The sequence below is a fragment of the Bradyrhizobium diazoefficiens USDA 110 genome, assembly GCF_000011365.1.
GTDB classification, from domain to species: Bacteria; Pseudomonadota; Alphaproteobacteria; order Rhizobiales; family Xanthobacteraceae; genus Bradyrhizobium; species Bradyrhizobium diazoefficiens.
This window is the reverse complement of sequence record NC_004463.1, coordinates 807,425-825,529: the sequence shown is the minus strand read 5'-3', so window position 1 is coordinate 825,529 and position 18,105 is coordinate 807,425. Positions and strand designations below refer to the sequence as shown.

Here is an 18,105-nt window from a genome sequence, read left to right as displayed (position 1 = left end):
CGCCTTCGCGGGGCATGACAAAATCAGAGATCACACGTCCAGCCGGCTGAACACCAGCGTGGCGTTGGTGCCGCCGAAACCGAAGGAGTTCGACAGCACGGTGCCGATTTTGACGTTGTCGATTCGCTTGCGCACGATCGGCATGTCGGCGAACACGGGATCGAGCTCCTGGATGTGCGCACTCTCGCAGATGAAGCCGTTGTTCATCATCAGCAGCGAGTAGATCGCCTCCTGGACGCCGGTGGCGCCCAGCGAATGGCCGGTCAGCGCCTTGGTCGCCGAGATCGGCGGGCACTTCTCGCCGACGCCGAACACCTTGCGGAGCGCCTCGATTTCCGGCGGATCGCCTGCCGGCGTCGAGGTCGCGTGCGGATTGATGTAGTCGACCTTGGTCTTCACCGTCGACATCGCCATGCGCATGCAGCGCTCGGCGCCCTCGCCCGACGGCGCGACCATATCGTAGCCGTCCGAGGTCGCGCCATAGCCGACGATCTCGCCGTAGATGCGCGCGCCGCGCGCCTTGGCATGTTCGAGCTCTTCCAACACCAGCACGCCGGCGCCACCGGCGATCACGAAGCCGTCGCGGTTGACGTCGTAGGGACGCGAGGCGGTCGCGGGCGTGTCGTTGTACTTCGACGACATCGCGCCCATCGCGTCGAACAGCACCGACAGCGACCAGTCCAGCTCCTCGCAGCCGCCGGCGAAGATGATGTCCTGCTTGCCGATCTGGATCGTCTCATAGGCATTGCCGACGCAATGGTTCGAGGTCGCACAGGCCGAGGAGATCGAATAATTCACGCCCTTGATCTTGAACCAGGTCGCGAGCGTCGCGGACGCCGTGGACGACATCGCCTTCGGCACTGCAAACGGTCCGACGCGCTTCGGGCCCTTGGTGCGGGTGATGTCGGCGGATTCGACGATGGTGCGGGCGGACGGTCCGCCGGAGCCCATGATGATGCCGGTGCGGATGTTGGAGACGTCTTCGGGCGACAGACCGGAGTCCAGGATCGCCTGTTCCATCGCGATGTGATTCCAGGCCGCGCCCTGGCCGAGGAAGCGCATCGCGCGGCGGTCGACGACCGTCGCAGGGTCGAGCGTCGGCGCACCTTGCACCTGCGAACGGAAGCCGAGCTCGGCATATTTCTCAGCCCGCGAAATGCCCGACTTCGCCTCGTGAAGGCTCGCAAGCACTTCCTGGGTGTTGTTTCCGATGGACGAGACGATGCCCATCCCGGTGACCACAACCCGCCTCATGACAGCCTCGCCTAAATCGTTGTCTTTCTTTGTGATGCGTTCAGCCCAGGCTCGTGCCCTGCTTGAACAGGCCGACCTTCAGATCCTTCGCGCGATAGATAATCTGGTCATCGACCGAAAGCCACCCGTCGGCGATACCGAGCACGAGCTTTGCCCGCATCACGCGCTTGATATCGACGTTGTACACAACCTTGCGGGCCTCGGGCAGCACCTGGCCGCTGAACTTCAGCTCGTTCAGGCCAAGCGCGCGACCGCGACCTTCACCGCCGCTCCAGCCCAGGTAAAAACCGACCATTTGCCACAGCGCATCGAGGCCGAGGCAGCCGGGCATCACCGGATCGTTCTTGAAATGGCAGCCGAAGAACCAGAGGTCGGGCTTCACGTCGAGCTCGGCGCGCACCAGGCCCTTGCCGAATTCGCCGCCATTGTCGTTGATGTCCGTGATGCGGTCGAACATCAGCATCGGCGGCAGCGGCAGCTGGGCATTGCCCGGGCCGAACATCTCGCCGCGGGCACATGCCAGCAGATCTTCGTATTCGTAACCGTTGCGCCTGTTCAGCATGCATGTGCCTCTGTTCAAAGTCCGATTGAGCGACGTTTTTTGGCGAAAATGGGCCCCGTCCCGGTCGGAGAGTAACGCCAATTGCCATCGTCAGGCGCAACTCCCACAAGCCCCGATGGACTGCGGACCGGGCCTCGATGCCCGGGTGCACCAAAATCGGCTAAGCGGAACCGCGCGCTCTCTAACACAGGCCATTTCGGTGGCAAAGCGCTCTCATGAAGGTAAAATGACGGGCTCCTCGCTCGGTTCCACTCCGATTAGAACCTCTCTAGTTGCGAGAAACTTGCATCTGCATCTATCTGTTCTTATATTGCAGGGAGTTATTGTTCACGCGTGCCCGAAATCTGGAAATGAGCGAGAATACCGCGCCCCATCACGACGACGACGTCCATGCCGCGGCCCTCCTGTCCGGCCGCCAGCCGGCTTTGACCGGCTGCCCGTGGCACGACGTTAACGAAATGCTCCAGTCCGCCGGGCTCCGCCCGACGCGGCAGCGCATGGCGCTGGGCTGGCTCCTGTTCGGCAAGGGTGCTCGCCACCTTACGGCTGAAATGCTGTACGAGGAAGCCACGCTGGCCAAGGTTCCAGTGTCGCTGGCGACCGTCTACAACACGCTGAACCAGCTCACCGACGCCGGCCTGCTGCGCCAAGTCAGTGTCGACGGCACCAAGACCTATTTCGACACCAACGTCACCACGCACCACCACTATTACCTCGAGAACAGCCATGAGCTGGTCGACATCGAGGATCCGCATCTGGCGCTGTCCAAGATGCCGGAGGTGCCCGAGGGTTACGAGATCGCGCGCATCGACATGGTCGTGCGCCTGCGCAAGAAGCGCTGAGATCTATCCTAAACTGTTGATTTGGTCGTGATGGCCGGGCTTGTCCCGGCCATAATTGTTTACGCCGTCATTCCGGGGCGGTGCGTAGCACCGAACCCGGAATCTCGAGATCCCGGGTCTGGCGCTTCGCGCCATCCCGGGATGACGCCTGCAGCGTCAATTCACCTGCTCGTCCGAATACACGCCCCAGAGGCGTTCCTGCTGGATCCAGCCGTCAAAACCGTTGCCGGTGACGCGGCACCAGTTTGCGCTGCACTTCTTCACCTGGGTGACGACGCCGGCCTGGAGCTTGGCCGCAACCGCGCTGTCAGGATCGGCGCGGTCATAGATCGGCGCGAGCTCGTCCTTGTGCTTCATGGTGACGACCGCGGTGCGGCGGCCCGACAGCAGCGAGTGATAGACCCAGCCCTCGGCGCCTTCGGAATCGCGCACCCGGCGCCAGTTCTCGAACTCGGCTGTGATTTCGACCGGCAGGCCGGCGCGGGTATAGACCCAGGCCACGTCATTGTCCTTGGTCGGACCGGCACGGACGTTCACGTGATCCGACTTCAGGCTGACATAGCGCGGCACCGGGAGGCCGCTGGCGCTCTGGGGGGTGTTGTCCTTCGCCGAATGCGAGGGGCTGACCGAGGCGCTCAACCAGGTGCAAACGAGCGCCATCACCGAACAAAAACGCCCCAACGCCATCAACCCGTCTCCTGTCGAGGACCCGGCCGAGCCGGACCCTCACCCCAAAATTCCAAAATACCCTGCCGCGGTCGTCCCTGACCCGCCCCACGCGGGTGTTCCGCCAAGCCTTACCCCGTGGTTCTTGTCTTGGCCCGGCCTTCTGCTAGAGAGGACGGACGCTTGAACAACCAGTTTGGCCCGATTTTCCGGATGGAAATATCGGGAGAGCTTGAAGGAAACGCCGGGGACGACACGGCAAGGGCAGTGTCGAACAACCGGGTTAATGAGGCCTGAACGGCCGGCCTTTGGCGACAGAGGCGGGCTTGCCACGCCTCATGAGAGCAGGACATGTCGGTGAAGAAAAAGCCCCTCGTCGTGGTAACGCGCAAGCTGCCGGATTCGATCGAGACGCGGATGCGCGAGCTGTTCGACGCGCGGATCAATCTCGACGACACGCCGATGTCGGCCGACCAGATCGCGGAAGCCGCGCGCACCGCCGACGTGCTGGTTCCGACCGTCACCGACCACATCACCGCCGACATCGTCAACCAGCCCGACTGCAAGCTGCGCCTGATCGCCAATTTCGGCAACGGTGTCGACAATATCGATGTCGAGGCCGCGCATGCCCGCGGCATCACCGTCACAAACACGCCAAAGGTTTTGACCGAAGACACCGCCGACATGACCATGGCGCTGATCCTGGCCGTGCCTCGGCGGATGATCGAAGGCGCCTCGATCCTGACGGAAGGCAAGCCCTGGCCCGGCTGGTCGCCAACCTGGATGCTCGGCCACCGCATCGGCGGCAAGCGCCTCGGCATCATCGGCATGGGCCGCATCGGCCAGGCAGTGGCGCGCCGCGCCCGCGCCTTCGGCCTGCAGATTCACTATCACAACCGCCGCCCCGTGGCGCCGAAGATCGCCGAAGAGCTTGGCGCGACCTATTGGGAAAGCCTCGACCAGATGCTGGCGCGGATGGACATCCTCTCGGTGAACTGTCCGCACACGCCGGCGACCTATCACCTGCTCTCGGCGCGACGGCTGAAGCTGATCCGCAAGGACGCCTACATCGTCAACACTGCGCGCGGCGAGGTGACCGACGAGGACACGCTGATCAAGCTGATCGAAGGCGGCGAGATCGGCGGCGCCGGGCTCGACGTCTACGAGCACGAGCCCGCGGTGAACCCGAAGCTGGTGCGGCTGGCCAAAGCCGGCAAGGTGACGCTGCTGCCGCACATGGGCTCGGCCACGATCGAAGGCCGCGTCGAGATGGGCGAGAAGGTGATCATCAACATCCGCACCTTCCTCGACGCGCACAAGCCGCCGGATCGCGTGCTGCCGAGCATGCTCTGAGGCGCTGTGCGCCAGGGCTCGCAGACTTGAACGGAGCGGCCGGCAAACCGCGGCCGCCCCGAGCCAGTCACTGCCCCGGCAATCTGAGCAGCGGCTTGGCTCCGCGCCTACTCGCGATGGATGCTTAGATCGTCGAACACGGGACCATCGCCGTTGAGCGGATTGGCCGGATCGCGCGAATAGCGCAGCGTCTCGAAGCGCATCGCGCGCGCATCGATCATCAGGAGGCGGCCGACGAGGCCGTCGCCGAAGCCGACGATCTCGCGGATCGCCTCCAGCGCCATCATCGAGCCGAGCACGCCCGCGAGCGCGCCCATGACGCCGGCCTCGGCGCAGGCCGGCACCGTGCCGGGCGGCGGCGCCTCCGGAAACAGGCAGCGATAGGTCGGATTGAATTCACCAGCCTCGTTCTTTTCATGCGCGCGGATGGTGGTGAGCGAGCCGTCGAAGGTGCCGAGCGCCGCGGTGATCAGCGGCTTCTTCGCGAAGAAGCAGGCGTCGGAGACCAGATAACGCGTCGAGAAATTGTCGGAGCCATCGAGCACGAGGTCGTAGTCGCCGATCAGGCTGAGCGCGTTGTCGGCGTTGAGCCAGGTGGCGTGACCGACGAAGCGGACATGCGGATTGAGAGCGGAAATGCGCTCGGCCGCGCTCTCGATCTTGTGCCGGCCGATATCGGGCGTCGTATGGATCACCTGGCGCTGGAGGTTGGACAGCGACACCACGTCGTCATCGACCACGCCGAGCGTGCCGATCCCGGCTGCAGCCAGATACATCAAGGCGGGCGCGCCGAGCCCGCCGGCGCCGATCACCAGCACGGAGGCCCGCTTCAGCGCGGCCTGGCCCGGGCCGCCGACGTCGCGCAGCACGATATGGCGGGCATAACGTTCGAGTTCGTCCGGGCTCAGCATTCTCAGCTCTTCCTAGATTGCTGCCGCTCCCCGCGAGGAGCGCGGAAGTCGCACATACTGTCATTCCGGGGCGATGCGAAGCATCGAACCCGGAATCTCGAGATTCCGGGTTTGGCTCTTCGAGCCGCCCCGGAATGACCCTGTAACACTCAGATGAGGGTCCGGCCTGCCCGCAGGCCTGAACCACCCCGAGATTGTTCGCGACCAACGAGATGTGCTTCAATGGCATTGCGTTCAATGGGCTGGCTGGATTTGTCATGAGATCGATGCTTGCGGCAACACTGATGTTTGCGGCCGCCACAGGCGCAAACGCCCAGATGACGACGCCGCAGATCCCCGGCACCAAGCCGAAGACGGTCCAGACCGTTCCGATCCGCCCGCCCGCACTTCAGACACCGTCGGAAACGGCCGATGCCATGGCGCAGGCCGAACGCCTCTCGCTCCAGTCCGACCTCGCCTGGGTCGGCCAATATAACGGCGCCATCACCGGCGAGGTCAGCGAGCGCATGGTCAATGCCATCAAGGAGTACCAGAAGAACAAGGGCGGCAAGCCGACCGGCGTGCTCAATCCGCAGGAGCGCGCCGCGCTTGCCGAGACCGCGCGGCGGAAGCAGGACAGCGTCGGCTGGAAGATCGTGACGGAGATGACCAGCGGCGCCCGGCTCGGCATTCCCTCAAAACTGGTGCCGCAGCAGGCGACCGATGCCAACGGATCGAAATGGACCTCGCCGACCGGAACTGTGCAGGTGCTGCTCAGCCGGCGCAAGGAGGCGAACCCCACGACCGCGAAGCTCGCGGACGCCGAGAAGAAGGAGCCGGCCGGACGCAAGGTCGACTACACCGTGGTGAAGCCCGACTTCTTCGTGCTGTCGGGGCTCCAGGGCCTGAAGAAATTCTACGTGCGCGGCACCTTCAAGGGCGACGAAGTCCGGATCATGACGATCCTCTACGACCAGGCCACCGAGAACACGGTCGAGCCGGTCGTGATCGCGATGTCGAGCGCGTTCAATGCATTTCCGGCAGGACCGCAAGCCGGACCGCCGCCGCGCAAGACCGTCGAATACGGCACCGGCATCGTCGTCAGCGACGACGGCGCGATCCTCACCGACCGCCTCGTCACCGACAGCTGCCTTGCGATCACCATCGCCGGCTACGGCAGCGCCGATCGTCTTGCCGAGGACAAGGAGCACGATCTTGCGCTCCTGCACATCTACGGCGCGCGTGGCCTGAAGCCACTCGGCCTCGCTGGCGGCGGGGCGAAGACCAATGTCGATGTCGTCGGCATCGCCGATCCGCAAAGCCAGGGTGGCGCGGCCGGGGTCTCGAGCGTCAAGGGCGCGCTCGCACGCGTCACGAGCAGCGATTCCGCGCTGTCGCCACCGCCGGCGGTCGGATTTTCCGGCAGCCCCGCGATCGACGCGGACAGCAAATTCGCCGGCATTGCGCTGTTGAAGCCGGCGATGGTGGCGGGACCCGCGACGTCGGTGCCGGCGTCGCAGGCCGTGATGGTCTCAGCGGAGACGGTGCGCGATTTCCTGAAGGCCAACGGCGTCACAGCAAACGGCAGTTCAGCGGATGCGAAGGCCGCCGTCGTCCGCGTGATCTGCGTGCGGAAGTAAGCCAGGCGACAATCACAATCTCTCGTGTCTATCGGCGCACATCGCACGTACGACTACGGGTCCAGTAATGGTACGGATTAGCTGGCATTCCCGATTCCGACATCATTGTTACCGTTGATTCGGACCTCCGCGATCCCCTTTGGATCGGGCCGGCACGTCCTGAGCGAGAAGAGCTCAGCATCCAGAAGCGATGCACGTTCGCGTGGCGTATTCCTGACCCAGGCACTCCAAAGGATTTATCTTCCCATGCACACGATCGTACTGGCCACCCAAAAGGGTGGCAGTGGCAAGAGCACGCTCGCCGTCGGCCTCGCGCTGGCGGCCAAGCAGGCCGGCTTCACCGTCCGCCTGATCGAGACCGACCCGCAGGGCACCCTGTCCAACTGGCAGCGCCGTCGCACCGCCGAGGATCTCGTGGTCGAGCCGATCTATCACGCCGCCGACATCGCGCCGCGCCTGAACATGCTGGCCGACAGCGGCCTCCAGCTCGCGATCGTCGACACCGCGGCCGGCCTCAGCGCCGCGACCACCGCCGCGATCCGTCATTCCGATCTCTGCCTGATCCCGGCCCGCCCGAGCGTCGCGGACATCGAGGCGACCGCCTCGACGCTGAGCGTCGCACGCGCCTGGAAGCGGCCCTACAGCTTCGTGCTGAACCAGACGCCGATCCGCGGCCAGCGCATCGACAATGCCGCCAACACGCTCGCCGAGGAAGCCGCGCTCGATCTCGCCGAGGTGCTCGCGCGTCCCCTGATCGTGATGCGCAACGACCACCAGGATTCACTCGCCGGCGGCCTCGCCGTCAGCGAATTCGCGCCGAACGGCAAGTCGGCGGACGAGATCCGCGGCCTCTGGCAGTGGATCGAGACCCGGCTCGAGCTCAGCGCCACGACCAATGCCCTGATCGACCAGGTCATGTCGGCTCCGGACGGCCTGCTGCATGCCGCCACTGGGCTTTCCACGGACGAGACCACGACACTGGCGTCCTGAGCGGGGCGATCGATCGGGCGTCAGTCGGCCCTTCACCATCCGGAAGGGCACCAGCGTCGAAGCAATCCGGCCACCAGCCCGGCCGGATTGCTTCACTGCACTCGCAATGACGTCGTGGTGAGCTCGTCACGCTCGCAGAGACTCACAGCCTCGCGGTCGCGAGCCTGATCCTCACTTCTGACATTTCGGACACCAGAAGGTCGAACGGCCGTTCTGGGTGAAGCGCTTGATCGTGCCGCCGCAGGCAGGCGTCTTGCAGGTCTCGCCTTCGCGGTCATAGACCTTGAACGAATGCTGGAAGTAGCCGAGCTCACCTGTGGTCTGGCGATGGTCGCGCAGTGACGAGCCGCCGGCCTTGATGGCGTCGTTCAGCACGGTGTGGATCGCACCGACCAATCTCTTCGCGTGATCCGTTGGCTCGCCCTTCCTGGTCGCCAACGTCGCAGCGATCCGGCGCGGCGACAGGTGCGAGCGATGCAGCGCTTCGCAGACATAGATGTTGCCGAGCCCTGCCACCACACGCTGGTCGAGCAGCGCGGCCTTCAGGCTGGTGGCCTTGCCTTCGCAAGATCGCGCCAGCATCGCGGCATCGAATTCGTTGCCGAGCGGCTCGGGGCCGAGGCCGCGGAGCAGCGGCTCGTCCTCGAGCGCGTTGCGCGCGATCACTTTCATGTAACCGAAGCGGCGCGGATCGTTGAAGACGATGTCGGCGCCGGAGGACATCCGAAACAGCACGTGGTCATGGGTGGTGTCCTTACCCCGTGGATAGTGAAACTCCCCAGGTGCGGCATCATTGTCCGGCTTGATGACGCGAAACGAGCCCGACATGCCCAGATGCATCAAGAGCACGTCGCCGGAGGCCAGATCGGCCATGAGATATTTTGCGCGGCGGCCGAGCCCCGTGACGACCTGCCCCTGGAGCCGGGCCACGAAGTCCGGCTGGAACGGAAAGCGCAAGTCCGGCCTGCGGGCCTCCGCGACGACGATTTTCGCACCCTCCATGACGGGCTGAAGGCCGCGGCGGACGGTCTCGACTTCGGGCAATTCAGGCATGGTCAGGCATTCACCTTATGAGGGCGGTGTGATAGCGCCATTGCGGCGGGCGCGCTATGGTCCGCCTCGTGGAGTAGAGTAATGGATCGGCCGGGCGAAACCACGCATTTTGGCTTCAGGGACGTTCCCCTGGGGGACAAGCAGACGCTGGTGAACGATGTGTTTCACAGCGTTGCGTCGCGCTATGACCTGATGAACGACTTGATGTCCGGCGGCCTGCACCGGGTCTGGAAGGACATCATGATCAACGCGCTGGATCCGCCGAGGGGCGACCGGCCGTTCGCGTTGCTCGACGTCGCCGGCGGCACCGGCGATATCTCGTTCCGCGCCGCCAAGGCCGCCGGCCCCGGCTTCCACGCCACGGTCTGCGACATCAATTCCGACATGCTCGCCGTGGGCCGCGAGCGCGCCGCCAAGCGCCATCTCGAGACCCAGGTCGATTTCGTCGAAGGCAATGCCGAAGCGCTCGCCTTTGCCGACCGCAGCTTTGACGCATATACGATCGCTTTCGGCATCCGCAACGTGCCGCAGATCGACCTGGCGCTGCGCGAGGCCTATCGCGTGCTGAGGCCCGGCAGCCGCTTCCTGTGCCTGGAATTCTCCACCGTCGAGATGCCCGGCCTCGACAAGCTCTATGACCTGTTCTCGTTCAAGGTGATCCCGCCGCTCGGCCGCATGATCACGGGCGACGCCGAGTCCTACCAATATCTCGTCGAATCGATCCGCAAGTTTCCCAAGCCCAACGCCTTCGCCGACATGATCCGCGACGCAGGCTTTGCCCGCGTGAACTGGCAGACATTGTCCGGCGGCATCGTCGCACTGCATTCGGGCTGGCGTTTGTGATTTCTGCAATTACCCACACCGCGCGCCTCATGCGCGCTGCGTTCGTGTTCGCGCGCGAAGGCGTGTTCGGCTCCGTCGATCCGAGCCTGGTGCCGCCGCCCGGGCAGCTCGCGCTGAAGCTTGCGCGCATCGTCGAACGGCGCGGTCCAAAGCACGGGCCGCGACTGTCGCGCGCGCTGACCCGGATGGGCCCGGCCTATCTCAAGCTCGGGCAGTTTCTGGCCACGCGCCCCGACGTCGTCGGCGTCATCATGGCGCGTGACCTGGAAAGTCTCCAGGATCGCCTGCCGCCGTTTTCGCAAGCAGAAGCGGAAGCTGCGATCGCAGCCTCCCTGGAGCGTCCGCTCAAGGACGTGTTCGCGAGCCTCGGCCCGCCGGTCGCCGCCGCCTCGATCGCTCAGGTGCATCGCGGCGAAGTGGTACGTGACGGCATCCGCAAGGCAGTCGCCGTGAAAGTGCTGCGCCCGAATGTGGCCTCGCGCTTCCGGCGTGATCTCTCCGATTTCTTCTACGTTGCGCACAAGGCCGAGACCTATTCGGCCGAGGCGCGGCGGCTGCGCCTGATCGAGGTCATCAACACCATGTCGCGCTCGGTCGCGATGGAGATGGACCTGCGGCTGGAAGCGGCTGCAATGTCAGAAATGGCGGAGAACACGGGCGACGATCTCGACTTCCGCGTGCCCACGGTCGACTGGGACCGTACCACGCACAACGTGCTGACGATGGAGTGGATCGACGGCATCGCGCTGAACGATCACAAGCGCCTGGCAGAGGCACAGGTCGACCTGCCCGATCTCGGCCGCAAGGTGATCCAGAGCTTTCTGCGCCACGCGCTGCGCGACGGCTTTTTCCACGCCGACATGCATCCGGGCAATCTTTTCCTGGACGACACCGGCCGCCTCGTCGCGGTCGATTTCGGCATCATGGGCCGGCTCGGGATGAAGGAGCGGCGCTTCCTCGCGGAAATCCTGCTCGGCTTCATCACCCGCGATTATCGCCGTGTGGCGGAGGTGCATTTCGAGGCGGGCTACGTGCCCGCGCACCACTCCGTCGAGAATTTTGCGCAAGCCATCCGCGCCATCGGCGAGCCGATCCACAACCGCACGGCCGAAGAGATCTCGATGGCGCGGCTGCTGACGCTGCTGCTCGAGGTCACCGGCCTGTTCGACATGACGACACGGCCCGAGCTGATCCTGCTCCAGAAGACCATGGTCGTGGTCGAAGGCGTGGCGCGCGGCTTCGATCCCAGGCTCGATATCTGGAAGACCGCCGACCCCGTGGTGCGTGAGTGGATCGAGCGCAATCTCGGGCCGATCGGCCGGGTGCAGGGCGCGCTCACCGGCGGCGGCGACCTCGCCCGCGTGCTGATGCGCCTGCCCGATATCGCGCAGCGCTCCGTTGCAGTGCTCGAGCAGCTCGAGACCATGACGCGGGAGGGCCTGCGGCTGTCGCCGGAGAGCATCGCGGCGATGGGCCGCAGCGAGGGCCGCAAGAACCGCTGGCGCACCGTGGCGCTCTGGATCATCGCAGCGACCTTCATCGGGATCCTGATCGCCGTCCGGAATTTGTGATTGCATTGCAATCACTTGATTGATAGCATCGCTATCATTCCGTGCCGGAGGGCGTCATGGCGAGCCTAACCATCCGCAAGCTCGACGAACACGTCAAAACCTATCTGCGGCTGCGTTCGGCCAAGAATCACAGGTCCCTTGAGGAAGAGGTCCGGGTCATCCTGCGGGAGCTGATCGAGGGCCGTGAGGAGCCGTTGACGCCCTTTGCGGTGCCGCCTACGGCATCCACCGCTCCGACGCCTCAGCGCACCGGCGCCCTTGCCGAGGCCAGCGTCACTCTGATCATCGGCGGCGGGATCGCGGCCTTTAAATCGCTCGACCTGATCCGAAGGCTGAAGGAGCGGCGCATCGAGGTCCGCTGCGTGCTGACCAACGCGGCCCAGCAGTTCGTCACGCCGCTCTCGGTCAGCGCCCTTTCGCATGAGCGCGTCTATACCGACCTGTTCGATCCCCAGAGCGAGTTCGACGCCGGCCATATCCGCCTGGCCCGTGACTGCGACTTGATCGTGGTGGCCCCCGCCACGGCCGACCTGATGGCCAAGATGGCGAACGGCCATGCCGACGACCTCGCCAGCGCCATTCTGCTCGCGACCAACCGCAAGGTGCTGCTGGCGCCGGCGATGAATCCGCTGATGTGGAACAACGCGGCGACCCGACGCAACGTCGCGCAGCTTCAGCGCGACGGCGTCGTGCTGATCGGGCCGAATTCCGGAGAGATGGCCGAGGCGGGTGAAGCCGGTATCGGCCGCATGTCCGAGGCGTTGGAGATCGCCGCCGCCGCCGAGCGCCTGCTGCGGCCGCCGGTGCCGCGCCCGCTCGCCGGCAAGCGCGTGCTGATCACCGCGGGCCCGACCCACGAGCCGATCGACCCGGTGCGCTACATCGCCAACCGCTCCTCCGGCAAGCAGGGTTTTGCCATCGCCGCCGCCGCGCAGGCCGCCGGCGCCGAGGTGATCTTGGTGAGCGGCCCGGTCGATCTCGGCGATCCCCAGGGCGTGACGGTGAAGCATGTGGAATCGGCGCGGCAGATGCTGGAGCAGGTGCAGGCGGCCCTTCCCGCCGACATCGCGATCTTCGCCGCCGCGGTCGCCGACTGGCGCGTCGCCAATGAGGGCGAGCAGAAGCTGAAGAAGACCTCGGCCGGCATGCCGCCGCTCCAGCTGGTCGAGAACCCCGACATCCTCGCCACGATCGCGAAGCTGACCGACAAGCGCCCGCCGCTGGTGATCGGCTTCGCCGCCGAGACCGAGCACCTCATCGACAACGCCAAGACAAAACTTGCCCGCAAGGGCTGCGACTGGATCGTCGCCAACGACGTCTCGCCGGCGACCGGCGTGATGGGCGGCGACCGCAACACTGTCCACCTCATCAGCCGCAAGAATGGTGAGAAGAACGGCGAGATCGCGGTTGATTCCTGGCCCGCGATGACCAAGGAACAGGTCGCCACCGAGCTGATCGCGCATATCGTCAAGAGTGTGATCGGCAAATCCCTGGAGCCCGCATCTTGAGCACGAAAGTCACGGTCGAACTGCAACGCCTGCCGCATGCCGAGGGCCTGCCGCTGCCGGCCTATCAGACGGCGGAGGCCGCCGGTCTCGACCTGATGGCCGCGGTTCCGGAGGACGCGCCGCTGACGCTTGCGTCCGGCCGATATGCGCTGGTGCCGACCGGCCTTGCGATCGCCTTGCCGCCCGGGCACGAGGCGCAGGTGCGGCCGCGCTCGGGGCTTGCCGCCAAGCACGGCGTCACCGTGCTGAACTCGCCCGGAACCATCGACGCGGACTATCGCGGCGAGATCAAGGTGATCCTGATCAACCACGGCGCAGCGGCCTTCGTGATCAAGCGCGGCGAGCGGATCGCGCAGATGGTCATCGCGCCCGTGGTTCAGGCCGCGCTGGTTCCGGTGGCGACCTTGTCGGCGACCGATCGCGGCGCCGGCGGCTTCGGCTCGACCGGCCGCTAACGCACGGCAGCGAGTTGGGCTTCACCTCTCCCGCTTGCGAGAGAGGTCGCGGAGCGAAGCGACGCGGGTGAGGGTTCTCTCCTCTCGGGGATTCCCACCGCGGAGACACCCCCTCCCCAACCCTCCCCCGCGAGCGGGCGAGGGAGCGCACCTTCATCGGGGCAACAGTTCGCATGGGCCGCTAACGCACGGCAACTCCAGCCGAATTCTCCGAAGAACTACGTGAACCCGGAACGCCACGTCCCGCATTTTTTTGGGGCCGCCTTTGCGTTCACGATCTGGACTCTTACCGGTGGAGTCACGGTGGGGGTATTGTCGTTTGATTCGCGCGCGACGGGGGTCGCCGCGCGTAAATTCGTGCGGTCTTGGGGCAACTATGTCAGGCGTGATCGTGTCGATGCGTCGGACGCTGCTATCGTGCACATCGCTCGTGCGCGACGGCCTGATCGGGAGCGCTCTCGCGGCGCTGCTGCCGGCTGCGCCGGCCGAGGCCGCCGACTTCGTTGGCACACTTTCGGAATTGCTGGACTTCAACCGGCAGGAACTTGCGGTGCTCGCCACCGCGCTGGCGCTGCTCGGCTTCTCGGTGATGGCCGCGATCCTGCTGATGCGCACGCGCGTGCGCACGGCGAAGAACGAGGCGCGGCTGCGCGCGCGGATCGGGGAACTGCAACTCCAGGCCGACCGCTTCGGCGCGCTGCTGTTCGCCGAACCGCAGATCCTGATCTCCTGGCCGGCGGGCGACAACCGCGCGCAGATTTCGGGCGACGTCTCGATGGTGCTGCCGCGCGACTCCTCCCCGCAGCGCGTGCTCGCCTTCGGAACCTGGCTGCCGCCGGAACCCGCGCTCCAGATGGATCACGCTGTGGATGCGCTGCGCGACCGCGGCGACGGGTTCCAGCTGACGCTGACCACCGCGCATGGCCATACGCTGGAAGCCATCGGCCGCGCCATCGGTGGCCAGGCCATTGTCAGGATTCGCGAACTCTCGGGCCTGCGCCGGGATCTGGCCGAAACCAATCTGCGCTACAAGGCGCTCTCCGACGAGACCGAGATGCTGCGCGGCTTCGCTGCGGCGGCACCCTGGCCGATCTGGGCCAAGGGCGAGAACGGTGCGCTCACTTTCGCCAACCCGGCCTATGTCCGCGCGACCGAGGCTGCGAGCTTCAGCGACGCCCACGAGCGCAAGCTCGAGCTGCTCGACAGCGCCGACCGCGGCGCCATGGAACGGGGACTGAAGGACGCGGCCAATTTCACCTCCCGGCTGCCGATCGTGATCGGCGGCGAGCGGCGCATCTACGACGTGCGCGCCGTCAATGTCGGCAGCGGCAGCGTCGGCGTCGCGATCGATGCCAGCGAGGCGGATGCGCTGAGCTCGGCGCTGGTGCGGATGGCGGAGGCGCATCGCCGCACGCTCGACCAGCTCTCCTCCGGCGTCGCCGTGTTCGACGGCCACCGGCGCCTTGCCTTCTACAACGATTCCTACCGCCGGCTATGGGACCTCGACCGTACCTTCCTCGACGCCAATCCCGATGATTCCAGCGTGCTGGACCAGCTCCGTGCCGCGCGAAAACTGCCGGAGCAGCCCGACTTCCGCGCCTGGAAGGCCAAGCTGCACGAGGCGTATCGCGCGGTCGAGGCCGCCAAGGATACTTGGTATCTGCCCGACGGCCGCGCCCTCTCCGTCGTCACCACGCCGAACCCGGAAGGCGGCGTCACCTATCTGTTCGACGACGTCACCGAGAGCCTCGAGCTCGCCCGCCGCTTCGACGGCATGATCCGGGTCCAGCGCGAGACGCTGGACAGCCTCGCCGAGGGCGTCGCGGTGTTCGGCAGCAACGGCAAGGCGCAGCTCTTCAACCCGGCCTTCGTCCGGATGTGGAAGCTGTCGAGCGACGCGATGCGCGACGAGCCGCACATCCAGACCGTCGAAGGCTGGTGCCATCAACTGTTCGACGATCCCGTGGTCTGGCGGCAGATCCGCGAGGCCGTCACCTCGATCGAGAGCCGCGCCGACGTGCCGCTGAAGCTGGACCGCAAGGACGGCAGCGTGCTCGACGGCATGATCCGGCCGCTGCACGACGGCGCCACCATGCTGACGTTCCAGGACATCACCGACACCGAGAACGTCGAGCGCGCGCTGCGCGAGCGCAACGAGGCGCTGGAGGCCGCCGACCAGATGAAGGTGGATTTCGTCCACCACGTCTCCTACGAGCTGCGCTCGCCGCTCACCACCATTATCGGCTTCGCGCATTTCCTCAGCGATCCCTCGACCGGACCGCTGACGCCGAAACAGGCCGAATATCTCGACTACGTCACCAAATCGACCAACGCGCTGCTGGCGCTGACCAACAACATCCTAGATCTCGCCACCATCGACGCCGGCGCGATGAAGCTGGAACTCGGCCCGGTCGACGTCAGCAAGACCATCGAGCTCGCCGCCGAGGGCATCCAGGACCGGCTCGCCACCGACCGCATCCGCCTGAAGGTCGAGATCGCGCCCGATATCGGCAGCTTCATCGGCGACGAAAAGCGCGTGGTGCAGGTGCTCTATAACCTCCTCGCCAACGCCGTCGGGTTTTCTCCACAGGATTCCACCGTCGGCATCAGCGCGCGCCGCACCGAGCACAGTGTGGTCTTCACTGTGACAGATTCCGGGCCTGGAATACCTGCCGACATGAAGGACAAGGTGTTCAACTGGTTCGAAAGCCGCTCGCAGGGGTCGCGTCACCGCGGCGCCGGGCTCGGCCTGTCGCTGGTGCGCTCCTTCGTCGAGCTGCATGGCGGCAAGGTGCGGGTGGATTCGATCGTGGGCCGGGGCACGGTCGTGATCTGCGACTTCCCGACCGACCAGGCGGCGCATCGCGACGCCGCCGAATGAGCGCGCCAACCACATTCTCCGTCGCGCTTCACAACGAGACGGCCACCGCGCAACTGATGGCTGATCTCGCGCTGCTGGTCGGGCCGGGCGATGTCATCACGCTCACCGGCGACCTCGGCGCCGGCAAGACCGCGGCCGCCCGCGCCATGATCCGCTACCTCGCCGACGACGAGGCGCTGGAAGTGCCGAGCCCGACCTTCACTCTGGTGCAGGGTTATGAGCTGCCGCCGTTTCCGGTCATGCATGCCGACCTCTACCGCGTCGAGGACGAGAGCGAGCTCGAGGAGATCGGGCTGTCGCCGCTGCCGGACGCCACGCTTGTCCTGATCGAATGGCCGGAGCGTGCGCCGTCGGCGCTGCCCGAGGATCGCATCGACATCGCACTCACCCATCGTCCGGCTCTGGGCTCGAACGCACGTGCCGCCGACATCACCGGTTACGGCAAGAGCGCAGCCCAGGTCGCGCGTCTGAAAGCGCTGCGCGAATTCCTCGACGCATCCGGCTATCTCGACGCAATGCGGCGGCGCATGGCCGGCGACGCCTCGACACGGTCCTACGCGCGGCTGCTGCGCGACGACGAGATCGTCATCCTCATGAACTTTCCGCAGCGCCCCGACGGCGCGGCGCTCTACAACGGAAAGTCCTACAGCGCCGCGGTGCATCTCGCCGAAAACGTCAAACCCTTCGTCGCCATCGACGAAGGCCTGCGCGCGCAAGGCATCTCGGCGCCCGCGATCCATCATGCCGATCTCGACCACGGCTTCCTGATATCGGAGGATTTCGGCAGCGAAGGCGTAATCGAAGGCAACCCGCCGCGCCCGATTCCCGAGCGCTACGAAGCCGCGACCGACGTGCTGGCGGTGCTGCACGGCAAGACGCTGCCGGAGACGCTGCCGCTGGACGGGCAGAGCTACGCCATTCCGGTCTTCGACACCGAAGCGATGCTGATCGAAATCGGATTGATGCCGGAATGGTATCTGCCCGATCGCAACGCGCCGCTGAGCGAGCCGAAGCGAGCGGAATTCTTTGCGATGTGGCGCGAGCTGCTGAAGAAGCCGCTGGCCGCGCCGAGGACGTGGATCATCCGCGACTATCACTCGCCCAATTTGATCTGGCTCGGGATGCGCACCGGCATCGAACGCGTCGGCGTGATCGATTTCCAGGACACCGTGCTAGGGCCGCAATCCTACGACGTGGTGTCGCTGCTCCAGGACGCCCGCATCGACGTGCCCGAGAATCTCGAGCTGACGCTGTTGTCGCGCTACATCAAGGCGCGCCGCGCTGGTGATGCGAGCTTCGATCCGGCCGGTTTCGCCGAGCTCTACGCCATCATGTCGGCGCAGCGGAACACCCGCCTGCTCGGCACCTTCGCCCGGCTCAACCGCCGCGACGGCAAGCCGCATTACCTGCGCCACCAGCCGCGGATCTGGACCTACCTCCAGCGCTCGCTGGCGCATCCCGCGCTCAGCCATTTGCGCGACTGGTATCTCGCCAACGTCCCGCCACCCCAAAGGCCGTCACAAGAACCGGCACCAGAACCGCCCCAAGGCTGATTCGGGCCCGATTTACCGGCTGTTAGCCAAGACGTCGGTATTCT

15 protein-coding genes are annotated in these 18,105 nt (G+C 65.7%); 10 read left to right on the top strand and 5 right to left on the bottom strand.

The window, feature by feature from the left end; all coding sequences use genetic code 11:
• Positions 1–30 precede the first annotated feature (30 nt).
• Both fabB and fabA read right to left on the bottom strand, forming a co-directional pair.
• On the bottom strand, positions 31–1,254 hold the full coding sequence (gene fabB / locus BJA_RS03900) for a beta-ketoacyl-ACP synthase I (protein WP_011083592.1): 1,224 nt from the start codon (positions 1,252–1,254) through the stop codon (positions 31–33).
• Positions 1,255–1,294: 40 nt separating this feature from the next.
• Positions 1,295–1,816, bottom strand: a complete 522-nt coding sequence (fabA, locus tag BJA_RS03895) for a bifunctional 3-hydroxydecanoyl-ACP dehydratase/trans-2-decenoyl-ACP isomerase (RefSeq protein WP_011083591.1) — start codon at positions 1,814–1,816, stop codon at positions 1,295–1,297.
• Positions 1,817–2,166: 350 nt separating this feature from the next.
• Between fabA and irrA the strand changes: the two genes are divergently transcribed.
• Positions 2,167–2,658, top strand: coding sequence for an iron response transcriptional regulator IrrA (gene irrA, locus BJA_RS03890; RefSeq protein WP_008131763.1), 492 nt, complete (start codon positions 2,167–2,169; stop codon positions 2,656–2,658).
• A gap of 156 nt (positions 2,659–2,814) precedes the next feature.
• On the opposite strand, the gene BJA_RS03885 is transcribed toward irrA, so the two are convergent.
• Positions 2,815–3,345 carry an SH3 domain-containing protein gene (locus BJA_RS03885; RefSeq protein ID WP_011083590.1) on the bottom strand — a complete coding sequence of 177 codons (531 nt, stop codon included), beginning with the start codon at positions 3,343–3,345 and terminating at the stop codon, positions 2,815–2,817.
• A 330-nt stretch (positions 3,346–3,675) separates the two neighbouring features.
• Here BJA_RS03885 and BJA_RS03880 point away from each other — a divergent pair, with 330 nt between their 5' ends.
• The gene (locus BJA_RS03880) at positions 3,676–4,677 is read left to right on the top strand and encodes a 2-hydroxyacid dehydrogenase (RefSeq protein ID WP_011083589.1); all 1,002 of its coding nucleotides are present in this window, start codon (positions 3,676–3,678) and stop codon (positions 4,675–4,677) included.
• 107 nt (positions 4,678–4,784) lie between these two features.
• Here BJA_RS03880 and BJA_RS03875 read toward each other — a convergent pair whose 3' ends face one another.
• On the bottom strand, positions 4,785–5,588 hold the full coding sequence (locus BJA_RS03875) for a HesA/MoeB/ThiF family protein (RefSeq protein ID WP_011083588.1): 804 nt from the start codon (positions 5,586–5,588) through the stop codon (positions 4,785–4,787).
• A 257-nt stretch (positions 5,589–5,845) separates the two neighbouring features.
• Between BJA_RS03875 and BJA_RS03870 the strand changes: the two genes are divergently transcribed.
• Positions 5,846–7,207, top strand: coding sequence for a serine protease (locus BJA_RS03870; protein ID WP_038965159.1), 1,362 nt, complete (start codon positions 5,846–5,848; stop codon positions 7,205–7,207).
• Positions 7,208–7,453: 246 nt separating this feature from the next.
• Positions 7,454–8,197: a ParA family protein gene (locus BJA_RS03865; RefSeq protein WP_011083586.1), complete on the top strand. Its 744-nt coding sequence runs from the start codon at positions 7,454–7,456 to the stop codon at positions 8,195–8,197.
• A gap of 171 nt (positions 8,198–8,368) precedes the next feature.
• Here BJA_RS03865 and mutM read toward each other — a convergent pair whose 3' ends face one another.
• Positions 8,369–9,250, bottom strand: coding sequence for a bifunctional DNA-formamidopyrimidine glycosylase/DNA-(apurinic or apyrimidinic site) lyase (gene mutM / locus BJA_RS03860; RefSeq protein ID WP_011083585.1), 882 nt, complete (start codon positions 9,248–9,250; stop codon positions 8,369–8,371).
• 81 nt (positions 9,251–9,331) lie between these two features.
• On the opposite strand from mutM, the gene ubiE reads away from it, so the two are divergent.
• The 6 genes from ubiE to BJA_RS03830 all read left to right on the top strand — a co-directional run bounded on the left by ubiE (position 9,332) and on the right by BJA_RS03830 (position 18,061).
• Positions 9,332–10,093 carry a bifunctional demethylmenaquinone methyltransferase/2-methoxy-6-polyprenyl-1,4-benzoquinol methylase UbiE gene (ubiE, locus tag BJA_RS03855; RefSeq protein ID WP_011083584.1) on the top strand — a complete coding sequence of 254 codons (762 nt, stop codon included), beginning with the start codon at positions 9,332–9,334 and terminating at the stop codon, positions 10,091–10,093.
• The gene (gene ubiB / locus BJA_RS03850; RefSeq protein WP_011083583.1) at positions 10,090–11,664 is read left to right on the top strand and encodes a 2-polyprenylphenol 6-hydroxylase; all 1,575 of its coding nucleotides are present in this window, start codon (positions 10,090–10,092) and stop codon (positions 11,662–11,664) included. The genes ubiE and ubiB overlap by 4 nt, the downstream gene beginning before the upstream one ends.
• A 56-nt stretch (positions 11,665–11,720) precedes the next feature.
• Positions 11,721–13,172: a bifunctional phosphopantothenoylcysteine decarboxylase/phosphopantothenate--cysteine ligase CoaBC gene (gene coaBC, locus BJA_RS03845; protein ID WP_011083582.1), complete on the top strand. Its 1,452-nt coding sequence runs from the start codon at positions 11,721–11,723 to the stop codon at positions 13,170–13,172.
• Positions 13,169–13,627, top strand: coding sequence for a dUTP diphosphatase (gene dut / locus BJA_RS03840; RefSeq protein WP_011083581.1), 459 nt, complete (start codon positions 13,169–13,171; stop codon positions 13,625–13,627). The genes coaBC and dut overlap by 4 nt, the downstream gene beginning before the upstream one ends.
• 376 nt (positions 13,628–14,003) lie before the next feature.
• The gene (locus BJA_RS03835; protein ID WP_038965154.1) at positions 14,004–16,508 is read left to right on the top strand and encodes a sensor histidine kinase; all 2,505 of its coding nucleotides are present in this window, start codon (positions 14,004–14,006) and stop codon (positions 16,506–16,508) included.
• Positions 16,505–18,061 (top strand): bifunctional tRNA (adenosine(37)-N6)-threonylcarbamoyltransferase complex ATPase subunit type 1 TsaE/phosphotransferase, encoded by a 1,557-nt coding sequence (locus BJA_RS03830; RefSeq protein ID WP_011083579.1) that lies wholly within the window; start codon positions 16,505–16,507, stop codon positions 18,059–18,061. The genes BJA_RS03835 and BJA_RS03830 overlap by 4 nt, the downstream gene beginning before the upstream one ends.
• Positions 18,062–18,105 lie beyond the last annotated feature (44 nt).